Annotated in this window: 15 protein-coding genes and 1 pseudogene; 9 read left to right on the top strand and 7 right to left on the bottom strand. The window is 64.6% G+C overall.

Going from position 1 to position 10,649, the window contains the following annotated elements; translation table 11 throughout:
* The 5 genes and pseudogenes from A2J02_RS06165 to A2J02_RS06185 form a co-directional block, all read right to left on the bottom strand.
* A pseudogene (locus A2J02_RS06165) lies at nt 1-241 on the bottom strand (AAA family ATPase); the annotation flags it as partial.
* A gap of 33 nt (nt 242-274) precedes the next feature.
* Entirely contained in the window at nt 275-1,129 is an 855-nt protein-coding gene (gene pssA / locus A2J02_RS06170; RefSeq protein WP_068048120.1) for a CDP-diacylglycerol--serine O-phosphatidyltransferase, read from the bottom strand.
* A gap of 8 nt (nt 1,130-1,137) precedes the next feature.
* Nucleotides 1,138-1,854, bottom strand: coding sequence for a phosphatidylserine decarboxylase (locus A2J02_RS06175; protein ID WP_068048123.1), 717 nt, complete (start codon nt 1,852-1,854; stop codon nt 1,138-1,140).
* Between the two features lie 132 nt (nt 1,855-1,986).
* Nucleotides 1,987-2,253, bottom strand: a complete 267-nt coding sequence (locus A2J02_RS06180; protein ID WP_068048126.1) for a GlsB/YeaQ/YmgE family stress response membrane protein — start codon at nt 2,251-2,253, stop codon at nt 1,987-1,989.
* An 88-nt stretch (nt 2,254-2,341) separates the two neighbouring features.
* Nucleotides 2,342-2,806 (bottom strand): SRPBCC family protein, encoded by a 465-nt coding sequence (locus A2J02_RS06185; protein ID WP_068048129.1) that lies wholly within the window; start codon nt 2,804-2,806, stop codon nt 2,342-2,344.
* Nucleotides 2,807-2,973: 167 nt separating this feature from the next.
* Here A2J02_RS06185 and A2J02_RS28595 point away from each other — a divergent pair, with 167 nt between their 5' ends.
* Both A2J02_RS28595 and A2J02_RS28600 read left to right on the top strand, forming a co-directional pair.
* Nucleotides 2,974-3,369, top strand: coding sequence for a hypothetical protein (locus A2J02_RS28595; protein WP_068048132.1), 396 nt, complete (start codon nt 2,974-2,976; stop codon nt 3,367-3,369).
* Nucleotides 3,366-3,560, top strand: coding sequence for a helix-turn-helix transcriptional regulator (locus A2J02_RS28600; RefSeq protein ID WP_068048135.1), 195 nt, complete (start codon nt 3,366-3,368; stop codon nt 3,558-3,560). Before A2J02_RS28595 ends, A2J02_RS28600 begins: the two co-directional genes overlap by 4 nt.
* Before the next feature lie 54 nt (nt 3,561-3,614).
* On the opposite strand, the gene A2J02_RS06200 is transcribed toward A2J02_RS28600, so the two are convergent.
* Complete coding sequence (locus A2J02_RS06200) at nt 3,615-4,391, bottom strand: DUF1206 domain-containing protein (protein WP_231911416.1); 777 nt, start codon at nt 4,389-4,391, stop codon at nt 3,615-3,617.
* Nucleotides 4,392-4,836: 445 nt separating this feature from the next.
* Between A2J02_RS06200 and A2J02_RS06205 the strand changes: the two genes are divergently transcribed.
* Genes A2J02_RS06205 through A2J02_RS06230 form a run of 6 tightly spaced genes read left to right on the top strand, consistent with a single transcriptional unit; the run spans nt 4,837 to nt 9,994 of the window.
* A complete protein-coding gene (locus A2J02_RS06205) occupies nt 4,837-6,492 on the top strand; it encodes an FAD-dependent oxidoreductase (protein WP_068048139.1) in 1,656 nt (551 codons plus the stop codon).
* Nucleotides 6,489-7,949 carry an ATP-binding protein gene (locus tag A2J02_RS28900; protein ID WP_068048144.1) on the top strand — a complete coding sequence of 487 codons (1,461 nt, stop codon included), beginning with the start codon at nt 6,489-6,491 and terminating at the stop codon, nt 7,947-7,949. The genes A2J02_RS06205 and A2J02_RS28900 overlap by 4 nt, the downstream gene beginning before the upstream one ends.
* Nucleotides 7,946-8,290: a UBP-type zinc finger domain-containing protein gene (locus tag A2J02_RS06215; RefSeq protein ID WP_068048145.1), complete on the top strand. Its 345-nt coding sequence runs from the start codon at nt 7,946-7,948 to the stop codon at nt 8,288-8,290. The genes A2J02_RS28900 and A2J02_RS06215 overlap by 4 nt, the downstream gene beginning before the upstream one ends.
* Complete coding sequence (locus tag A2J02_RS06220) at nt 8,287-8,706, top strand: DUF1801 domain-containing protein (RefSeq protein ID WP_068048148.1); 420 nt, start codon at nt 8,287-8,289, stop codon at nt 8,704-8,706. Before A2J02_RS06215 ends, A2J02_RS06220 begins: the two co-directional genes overlap by 4 nt.
* The gene (locus A2J02_RS06225; protein ID WP_068048151.1) at nt 8,703-9,380 is read left to right on the top strand and encodes a GOLPH3/VPS74 family protein; all 678 of its coding nucleotides are present in this window, start codon (nt 8,703-8,705) and stop codon (nt 9,378-9,380) included. Before A2J02_RS06220 ends, A2J02_RS06225 begins: the two co-directional genes overlap by 4 nt.
* A gap of 8 nt (nt 9,381-9,388) precedes the next feature.
* A complete protein-coding gene (locus tag A2J02_RS06230) occupies nt 9,389-9,994 on the top strand; it encodes a DJ-1/PfpI family protein (RefSeq protein ID WP_068048154.1) in 606 nt (201 codons plus the stop codon).
* On the opposite strand, the gene A2J02_RS06235 is transcribed toward A2J02_RS06230, so the two are convergent.
* A complete protein-coding gene (locus tag A2J02_RS06235) occupies nt 9,974-10,321 on the bottom strand; it encodes a DoxX family protein (RefSeq protein WP_068048157.1) in 348 nt (115 codons plus the stop codon). The two genes, A2J02_RS06230 and A2J02_RS06235, sit on opposite strands and share 21 nt — an antisense overlap.
* Nucleotides 10,322-10,400: 79 nt before the next feature.
* Between A2J02_RS06235 and A2J02_RS06240 the strand changes: the two genes are divergently transcribed.
* A partial coding sequence (locus A2J02_RS06240) for a winged helix-turn-helix transcriptional regulator (RefSeq protein WP_068048160.1) occupies nt 10,401-10,649 on the top strand: 249 nt, incomplete at its 3' end.

The raw sequence follows: 10,649 nt of genomic DNA on the forward strand, positions 1-10,649 counted from the left end.
TGTTGGAGAGCGTCACGTCGTCCAGCAACGCGGTGCCCTGAGGTGATCCCTCCGGAGCCGAGGCGACGACGGCGGCTGTGCGACGAGAACCAATGAGCGACACCGCATCCCATTCCCGCAGGCCCAGAGCCGCAAGGACTTCCGGATGCAGGCGCACGACGCCGCGTCGGGCATCGGCCGCCGAGGTGTTGAGGCGGGCAGTGAGAACGAGCTCAGGCGTCGTCGAGCGAGATTCGGTCACCACAGCCACACTAACGGGTCGGCTGCGCGCGGATCAGCTACGAGGCCGACGCAGTCCCAGACGAGCTTGCGACCGGCGCGCATTTCCAGGAGCGCGGCGGATGGCCCGACGCTCGGCGCGGCGCTCGGCCGGCTTGGCGTCCCAGGTGTACGGGCGCGCGGCGGTCCACCGCTGCGAGCGCACCGCGAACGGGATGTGCACCAGGTAGGCCAACACCAGGCCCATCAGCAGGATCAGCGGGAACGTGATGAGCGCGGCTGCGAGCAGTGCGACGAGCACCAGCAGGATCGCGGCCAGTCGCGGCGGCACCGAGACCGTCTTGAGCGCGAGCGTGGGGATGCGGCTGACGATGAGACCGGCGGTGAGGATCGCCCATCCGGCGACGACGTAGAACGAGGCCCACCAGCCGTCGCCGAACTGCTCGAAACCCGCGATCGGTGCCATGGCGATGAGCGCTCCGGCCGGTGCGGGAACACCGGTGAAGTACTCGCGCGCGTAAGCGGGAGTGTCGTCCTCGTCGAGCAGAGTGTTGAAGCGCGCGAGGCGGAGCACGATGCTCACCGCGTAGACCAGCGCCACGATCCAGCCGCCGCTGCTGCCCTCGAGCAGTGTCACGTACAGCACCAGCGCCGGGGCGACACCGAACGAGATGGCGTCGGACAGCGAATCCAGTTCGGCACCGATCTTGCTGGTGGCGTCGAGCAATCGGGCGATGCGACCGTCCAACGCATCGAGGATCGCAGCGGCACCGATCATGGCGAGCGCGGTACCGAGCTGGCCGTCGAGGGCGAACTTGACCGCGGACAGGCCGGAGCACAGCGCGAGAATCGTGACGACGGACGGGAGCAGACGAATGGCAGCAGGTGGCTTGGCGCGTCTGGTGATCATGTCGGTTTCTACTGCGAGAGCTCGGCGAGCACTGTTTCGGCACCGACGGCCCGCTGGCCGCGTTCGACCAGCAGGGTGGTGCCCGCCGGGAAGTAGGTGTCCACGCGGGATCCGAATCGGATCAGTCCGTAGGTGTCGCCGATCGACAAGGTGTCGCCGACCTTGGCGTTGTTGATGATGCGTCGCGCAATCAGGCCGGCGATCTGCACGACGGCGACATCCTGACCGGAAGCGGTTCTGATGTGCATGCTGTTGCGCTCGTTGACCTCGCTGGCCTCGGCGAGGTCGGCGGATTTGAACTGACCGCGACGGTGCACCACTTCCACGACTTTTCCGGCGACGGGAACACGCTGTACGTGGACGTCGAGGACGGAGAGGAAGATGCTGACGCGCGGGACCGGCTCGGAGCCGAGAGCGAGCTCGGCCGGAGGAACGGCAGTGTCGACGAGTGTGACCAGGCCGTCGGCGGGAGCGACGACGACGCCGGGGCGATTCGGCGGCACTCGCGACGGGTGGCGGAAGAAGGTGGCGCAGGCTCCGGCGGCAACGAGGCCGGCGTTGCGGACCCACTTGGAGCGTCGACCGAGAACGGCGACGGCCAGCGGACCGCCGACGAACGGCAGCCCTGCGGGGTGTAGCGGTGGAATCGTTTCACGGACCAAGTCGACGATGTGAGCCGCTCCGGTGCGGGGCGGTTGACCAATCGGGGCGGGACGGCGTGCCACGGTCTCCTCTAACTTTTGTCGGACAGGTGTCGGTAGGTCGTGGTGCTGCGAGCGAATCGTGCGTCAACACGCGACTGCCGGAGCCATCACAGCGTACGTGAGGGCCCCGGCAGTCGAGAGGTGCGAGTGAGATCAGACGCGGCTGCGGCCCGTCACGAGCTTGACCAGGAACAGCAGGATGCACGCGCCGAGCAGGCAGGTGATGAAGCTGAAGATGATTCCGCCGCCCTCGACGTCGAGGAACGTGCTGAGCAGGAAGCCGCCCAGGAGGCCGCCGACGATGCCGACGACGATGTTCAGGATGATGCCCATCTGAGCATCCGTCTTCATGATCTTGCTACCGATCCAGCCGGCGAGTCCGCCGATGATGATCCAGCCTACAAATCCGAGTCCCAACATAGGGTGCCCCCACTTTCCGTTCGTGTTTGTTGCTTGTCGAAACGACGGATGCCCGCGGGAAACAAACCTGAAACATTCCTGAGAAAAGTTATTTCTGGCTGGACTTCTCGCTCTCGGCCTTGATTCGACGCAGGGTCTTGTTCATGCCCTCGACGAGTTCGACGTCGAACTCGTCGATGCCCCCGAGGATGCGCTTGACCAGCAGTGACGACACTGCCGTGGTGCCCGTCGGTGCCTCCCGCTTCTCGACGACGGTTGTTCCGGTCGCGGTGGGAGTGAGCGTGTAGGACCAGATCGTCTTGTTCTCCACGACGCGGAACGCGAGTTCGCGGTTGGGTTCGAAGGTGACGACCTTGGCGGTGGTCGGCCAGACGAGCATCCCCTTGCGGTTGACGTTGAGCGTCTTGGTGCCCTTGCCGACCGGTCCGCCGAAGACCTTCATCTTCTTGCACTGCGGGCTCCACTCGCCCATGCGCTGCAGATCGGACACGATCGACCAGACGGTCTCGGGGCTCGCGGCGATGTCGATCGTGGCTTCGAGAGTCTTGCTCAACGTGGGCCTCCAGGTATGTGTGACTGAACGTTACGACAAATCGGTCACAGCATATGTGTGTCGGAGCTCATAGCGAAACGGGGCGACGGGGAATGTAAGAGAAGTTTGACATCGGAATCGAATGGGGGTGATATGTCAAAGAACTCGTACACGCACGGGAGGTTGTCATGAGGGTCGGACTGTCACGAGTGTCCGCAACAGTTCTCGGAACTGCCCTCGCCGCCGGTATCGGGATCGTCGCCGCATCGGTGCGAGAAGAAGGCGGGTGGCAGGTAGGTCTGGTGTTCGCCGCGGCGGTGGCCCCTGCCCTCGTCGGCGCGATGTGGACATTGGTTCCGCAACGATCACCGAAGATGCCGGAGAATCCGGAGGATTCCGTCGAGTTCCAGTGGTTGCAGCACGCGTCGTCCGGTGCCTTCTTCGACCTGATGATCGCACTCGGCCTCGCGTCGGCTGCCTCGGCGATACTCGACACGGAGTTGGTTCCGGTAGTCGCGTTTCTGGTGTTGGCCATGGCCGACGTGGCCGTGCGGTACCTGGTCGTCTCGCGTACGCAGCGGTGACTTCGAATCACGTGCACCGGCTGCGCACTGCTGCCGGTTTGTCACAACAGCAGTGCGCCGACGCGGTCGGCGTCAGCAGGCAGACGATCATCTCGATCGAGAAGGGCCACTTCGACCCGCGGCTCTCTCTCGCGTTCCGCCTGGCCCGGCTGTTCGAGGTCAGCGTCGACGAGTTGTTCGATCCACGGTGATCGAGCAACCTTCCACAGGTGAACGGAAACTCGTAGCAGGCTACGAAGTTTCGCTCACATGCGAGCGAAGCGAGCCAATACGAAGGCGTAGAGCCCGTAGAGCGCGATGCCCACGCCGGCGAGGATCAACAGGACCTGACCGTACGGCTGCGAGCCGAGAGTCTTGAGAGCACCGTCGATGCCGGTGGCCTTGGACGGATCGGACTGCAGAACTGCCACCACGACGAGGAGTCCGGCTCCGACGAGGGCAGCGCCTTTGGCTGCGTATCCGGCGATGCCGAGTTTGACGACGGCCCCGCTCTGGTGTCCTTCGAGATCGTCGAGGAAGTTCTTCGAGACGCCCTTGTAGACGTGGTATCCGCCGACTCCGATGACGACCAGCGCGACGGCGATGAGCACGAGCTTGCCGCCGCCGGATTCCATCAGTCGGGCCGACCAGCCCGCGTTCTGTTGTCCGCTGGACTTGCCCGAGCCGGTGGCGAAGCCGTAGGTCGAGAAGGCGAACGCGATGTAGACGACGGCCAGCGCGCCTGCTTTGAGACGATCCATGGCACTACCGGCGTCGGCGTCGGATTTCTTGCCGACGATCGCTTCGACGATGCGCCACAGCGCCAGCGCCACGAAAGCCACCACCGCCACCCAGAGCGCGATCTTTCCGCCGGGCTTCTCGGCCAGTTCGGCGAGTGCGCCGGACTGGTCTGCGTTGCCGGCCTGGCCGAACGCCAACCGGACGGCGATGTATCCGATCAGAATGTGCAGCACTCCGCTGACGAAGTGACCGGCGCGCGCTGCTTTCTCGAATGCTCCGTTGTTCTGCACGGAACTGGCCACAGAATTTCCCGACGTGTTCACGAACGTTCCCCGATCAGTTGATTTGGGCAGCCGTTTACCCCGACCGTAGGCGCAGGAAACTGTCTCGAGCTGCGAAACGCCGCACGAGATCCCACCGAGGCGTTAACACCGGGCGGACACTGATCGATGTAGCAAGCGGAGTGTCGGGACCAACGAAGAAATTGTTCGGAGTGATCCACCGTGAAATTACAGTCGATAATGCGTCGTACCAGCAGTGATCTACCCCTGTTGAAAACCGCCAGGATGAGCGGGAGCCCGCGTACGTGGCCCGCCGAGAAGCTCGAACGGCTCCTCACCCCGCAGGAACTCGACCTGATTCGACGCGGCCGAATCTGACCCCGCTCTTTCCAGGCCCGCTTGCCTCCCATTCGGGGTGACGCGGTGGCATGCTCATGTCGTTGATGAGCACCAGTTCTGGAGGGTCATGAAACCGGTCATTCTCAGCGTCGACGACGACCCAGGAGTGTCGAGGTCGGTCGCCCGCGACCTACGTCGGCGCTACGGGGAGCAGTACCGCATCGTGCGGGCGGAGTCCGGTGCAGGCGCTCTCGACGCGTTGAAAGAACTCGCGCTGCGCGGTACCCCCGTCGCCATTCTGTTGGCCGACTACCGCATGCCGCAGATGAGCGGCATGGAATTTCTCGAGCAGGCCATGGACATCTTTCCGGCGGCCCGTCGCATTCTTCTCACCGCATACGCGGACACCGACGCCGCGATCGACGCGATCAACGTCGTCGATCTCGACTACTACCTGCTCAAGCCGTGGGATCCGCCCGAGGAAAAGCTCTACCCCGTGCTCGACGCCCAGCTCGAGGCCTGGTGTGCGTACGACCCCCGAGCCGTCGAGGACACCAAGATCGTCGGCCACCGCTGGTCGGCGCGTTCGTCGGAGATCCGCGAGTTCCTCGCTCGCAACCAGCTGCCGTATCGCTGGTACATGTCCGACGAGGCCGAGGGGGCGCGGCTCTTGGCTGCGGCAGGTGTGGACGACGGACGGCTGCCGGTGGTCATCACCACCGAGGGCGCCGCGCTGATCGAACCGTCCGATGCCGAACTCGGTGATCGGCTCGGTCTGACTGTCTCGCCGTCGGAGGAGTTCTACGATCTGGTCGTCATCGGTGGCGGTCCGGCCGGACTCGGAGCCGCGCTGTACGGCGCGTCCGAAGGCCTGCGGACCACCCTGATCGAGCGGACCGCGACGGGCGGTCAGGCCGGACAGAGTTCACGGATCGAGAACTACCTGGGTTTCCCCGACGGGGTCTCGGGAGCTCAGCTCGCCGAGCGGGCTCGTCGTCAGGCACTGAAGTTCGGTGCCGAGGTGGTCACCACCCAGGACGTCGTCGGCCTCGAAGCAAACGGTGCTGCGCGCACAGTGCGATTCGCCGACGGCCGCAGCATCAGCGCGCAGACGATCATCCTGTCCACCGGTGTCGCTTACAGGCGTTTGGACGCACCCGGAATCGACGACTTCACCGGACGCGGCGTGTTCTACGGATCGGCGATGACGGAGGCCGCGCGCTGCGCCGAGCAGGACGTCTACATCGTGGGTGGGGCGAACTCGGCCGGTCAGGCGGCGGTGTATCTCTCGCGCGGGGCCAAGTCGGTCACCATTCTGATCCGGGCCACCTCGCTCGAAGCGTCGATGTCGTACTACCTGATCAAGCAGATCGAGGAGAACCCGAAGATCAGCGTGCGGCCGTGCACCGAGGTCGTCGGCGTAGCGGGAGACGGTCACCTCGAGTCGATCACGCTGCACAACCGAGCGACCGAGGAGACGACGACGGTCGACGCGCAGTACCTGTTCCTGTTCATCGGTGCGGCGCCGCGCACCGAGTGGCTCGACGGGGTTCTCGTGCGGGACGAGCATGGATTCGTGGTCACCGGGCCGGATCTCGTCGTCGACGGGCGCGGGCCTGCCGGGTGGACGCCTGCCCGTCTCCCACACCACCTCGAAACGAGTGTGCCGGGTGTGTTCGCTGCCGGTGACGTGCGATCCGACTCGGCCAAACGCGTCGCGTCGGCGGTCGGAGAGGGAGCGATGGCCGTGATGTTGGTGCACAGATATCTGGCGAACCCATGACCGAACAGACGCAGAACACGCCCGCATGTGACCCGGAGGAGTTACGGACGCTGTTCCTGTTCGAGCAGCTCACCGACGCGCAGTTGGCGGAGTTGTGCCGAGACGGGCGCATCGAAACGATCGAGCCGGGACCGGTCTACGCGGAAGGGGATCCGGCGACGTGCTTCTACGTTCTGATGGAGGGGGCCGTCGTGCTCTCGAAGCTCTCCGGCGGCGAGGATCTGGTGGTCAATCGAACCTCGCAACGCGGGGTGTACGCGGGTGCGTGGCAGGCGTACCTGGGTGATCGAGTGCCGCAGACGTACCAGGGTTCGATGCGGGTGACCGAGCGCTCCCGGTTCTTCGTGCTCGACGCCGAGTGCTTCGCGTCCATCGTGCGGGAATGGTTCCCGATGGCGTTGCATCTGCTCGAGGGATTGTTCTTCGGCAATCAGAACACCAAGCAGATAGTGGAACAGCGAGAACGCTTGTTGGCGTTGGGTTCTCTGTCGGCCGGGTTGACGCACGAGCTGAACAATCCGGCGGCGGCTGCGGTACGGGCGACATCGGCGCTGCGTGATCGGGTGGCGCACATGCGGCAGAAGTTGGCGATGATCGCCGGCGGCACCCTCGATCGCGGCAGCATGGCGCATCTGGTCGGACTGCAGAACGAGGCCGTGGAACTCGTGGCCAAGGCTCCGAAGCTGACCGCGATGGAGGCGTCGGACCGTGAGGACGAACTGGGAGAGTGGTTCGAGGGCAAGGGCATCGGTGACGGTTGGGATCTGGCTCCGACATTCGTCTCGGCCGGTCTCGACGTGCCGTGGCTCGATCGGGTTTCCGCGACGGTCGACGATCCAGCGTTGCTCGAGGGCGCAATTCGGTGGCTCAACTACACCGTCGAAACCGAGTTGTTGATGAACGAGATCTCGGATTCGACCACGCGCATCTCCACGCTCGTCGGTGCCGCGAAGCAGTATTCGCAGATGGATCGTGCGCCGTATCGAACGGTGGATGTGCGCGAACTGTTGGACAGCACCCTGATCATGTTGGGCCGCAAGATCGGTGACGACATCACGGTGGTCAAGGACTACGACCCCGCGGTGCCGCCGATCCCGGCCTATGCCGCCGAACTCAACCAGGTGTGGACCAATCTGATCGACAATGCCGTGCAGGCGATGGCGGCTACCCCCGAGGAGAAGGGGGTGCTGACGGTGCGGACGTCGTTGGACGAGGATCAGGTCCAGATCGAGATCTGCGACACCGGACCCGGTGTGCCGCAGGAGATTCGGTCGCGCATTTTCGAGCCATTCTTCACCACCAAGCCGGTCGGCGAGGGCACGGGGCTCGGCCTGGACATCTCGTGGCGCATCGTGGTGAACAAGCATCAGGGTGAGCTGCGGTTGGTGTCCGAACCCGGTGACACACGATTCGTCGTGCGGTTGCCCGTCGACCCTGCAATCGAGGAGGAACCATGACCATCGAAGGCATCGACCCGAAGATTCCGCCGTCGGGACCGGGTTGTGTGGAGTGCACGCAGACGCAGGGGTGGTGGGTACATCTGCGGCGGTGCGCGCAGTGCGGGCACATCGGATGTTGCGATTCCTCGCCGTCGCAGCATGCCAGCAAACATGCAGAGTCCACCCGGCACCAGTTCGTGCGCAGCTACGAGCCCGGCGAGGAATGGTTCTACAACTACCAGGACGAGCAGATGTACGACGGGCCGGAACTGGCTCCGCCGCAACATCGTCCACTCGATCAGACGGTTCCCGGTCCGCGTGAGCGGGTGCCGTCGAACTGGCAGGCCCTGATCAATTGAACGAGAATCTGACGCGCCCCACCGACGTATCGGCCGAGGATTTCCTGGCGGCTGTGGAGCACCCGGTTCGCCGTGCGGACGGGTTCGCGCTCGCCGAGATCATGGCCCGCGTCACCGGACAGCCGGCGGTGATGTGGGGTCCGACGATGGTGGGTTTCGGAAGCTATCGATACACGACGGGCAGTGGCCGCCGGGGAGAGTACTTCGTCGTCGGGTTCTCACCGCGCAAGGCGAATCTGTCGGTGTACGGCGCCACGTACGCCCCGGAGTCGGAGAGCTTGCTCGAACGGCTGGGAAAGCACAAGCGAGGAGCGGGTTGCCTGTACGTGAACAAGCTCGTCGATGTGGACATAGCGATTCTCGAACAACTGCTGGCATACAACTACCCGTACATTCTGAGTAGCCTCGCGTCATGACCTTGATCGCGGAGGACCTGCTGTTGCTGTTGCTCGACGACGACTCGGGCAAGCCGCTGGCCGACAGCACGAAGTTGCCACGGGTACTGGCAGGTGCGCTGGTCGTCGAGCTCGCCATGACCGGGTCGCTGCGCATCACCGGCCCGGACGAGCAGATCGAGAAGGATCACGTGGTCGTCGCAGGCTCGAGGCCGGAAGATGAGTTTTTGCGTCGAGTGTTCGATCTGGTCGCGTCGGCGTCGCGGCCGATGAAGCCGCAGAAGGTGATCGAGAAGTCGCAGAAGAATCTGGCGAAGGAACTGGCTGCGCGACTCGTCGCACAGGGTTGCGTCACGGAGAAGAAGGAGAAGGTGTGGGGGTTATTCCCGACGACGACGTGGCCTGCCCAGGACACCTCGCGTGAGAAGGTGCTGCGAGACGCGCTACGCAGCGCACTGGTGGACGGGACGACGCCGTCGCCGCACACGGCTGCGTTGATCTCGTTGATCTCGGCGGTGGATCTGACACACAAGGTGATCGAGGATGCGGACAAGAAGCTGCTGAAGCGGCGCGCGAAGGAGATCGCCGAGGGGGAGTGGGCCGGCGCGGCTGTGCGCAAGGCCGTCTCGGACGTCAATGCCGCAGTGATGGCCGCGGTCATGGTGCCCGTCATCGTCTCCACCACGAGCAGTTGAGGAAGAAAATGACCAGAAGCATTGCCATTCTGTTGTTCGACGATGTCGAGGTACTCGACGCGTGCGGACCGTTCGAGGTGTTCTCGGTGGCCAACCGGGTGGCCGAACGTGCAGGCAGCGCAGCGCCGTTCGAGGTGACGCTCGTCGGGATCGACGACAGGGCAGCTGTTGCTCGGGGCGGAATGAGGATCGGCGTCGACACCACGATCGACGACCCACGGCCCTACGACCTCGTCCTGGTTCCCGGTGGCGTCGTGGACGCAGTCGAGGCGAACGGCAGCGTTCTGCAGTGGCTGCAGGGTCTTCGGCCCACCGCCGAGTTGGTCGCGTCGGTGTGCACCGGTGCGTTCGTGCTCGCGGCTGCGGGACTGCTCGACGGGCGTCCGGTCACCACGCACTGGGAGGACTTGGAACTGCTGCGCGAACGGTGGCCCGCGCTCGTCGTTCACGAGGGTGTTCGGTACATCGATCACGGCGATCTGGCGACGTCGGCTGGTATCAGTGCCGGTCTGGATCTGGCGTTGCATCTGGTCGCGCGGTGGTCGGGAGCCGATCATGCTCTCGCCACCGCGGGCCAGATGGATTACGACTGGTCAGGCGCTGAGCACCCGTAGAACCAGCGCGACGACGGAGAACACGGCCAGTCCGGCGGCGGGTGCGAAGTCTTTGTCCCCGGCGCGCAGGTGCGCGACGACGGCTCCGACGAAGTAGAGGATGACGCCGACGGCGGCAGCGACGCCGATCGGCCAGATGACCAAGCCGACCAGGAGGCCGACGGCACCGAGGATCTCGAGGTAGGCGAGCCACGGGATCTTGTCGGCGGGAACCCCGACCTGCTCGAGCATCGGGACGACGGAGGGATTCTTCGTCAGTTTTCCGATCGCGGAGAACGTGAGTGCGACAGCGAGCAGAACCGAGACGACGAGGGTGGCGATGAACATGTGCCCTGCTTTCATTTCTGAGGTCACTAGTAATTGCGAAGTAGCAAGGCGGACTCTAGCACCTCGGTAGGGTGGAGGCATGGTCTCGAACGAGCAGCCTCACGACCCTCGTGCCTGTGATGGAGCGCTGACCAAAGCATTCGGCTTTCTCGGCAAGAGATGGAACGGCCTGCTGCTGGCGACTCTGATGAACGGGCCGATGGGATTCTCGGACCTGCGCCGCGCCGTCGGCGGGATCAGTGACTCGGTGCTGTCCGAGCGCCTCGGTGAGCTCGGCAGAGCAGGGCTGGTGGCACGGGCCGTCACGGAGGGTCCGCCCATCTCGGTG

The sequence above is a fragment of the Rhodococcus sp. EPR-147 genome (genome assembly GCF_001647185.1).
In the GTDB taxonomy this organism is placed as follows: domain Bacteria; phylum Actinomycetota; class Actinomycetes; order Mycobacteriales; family Mycobacteriaceae; genus Rhodococcoides.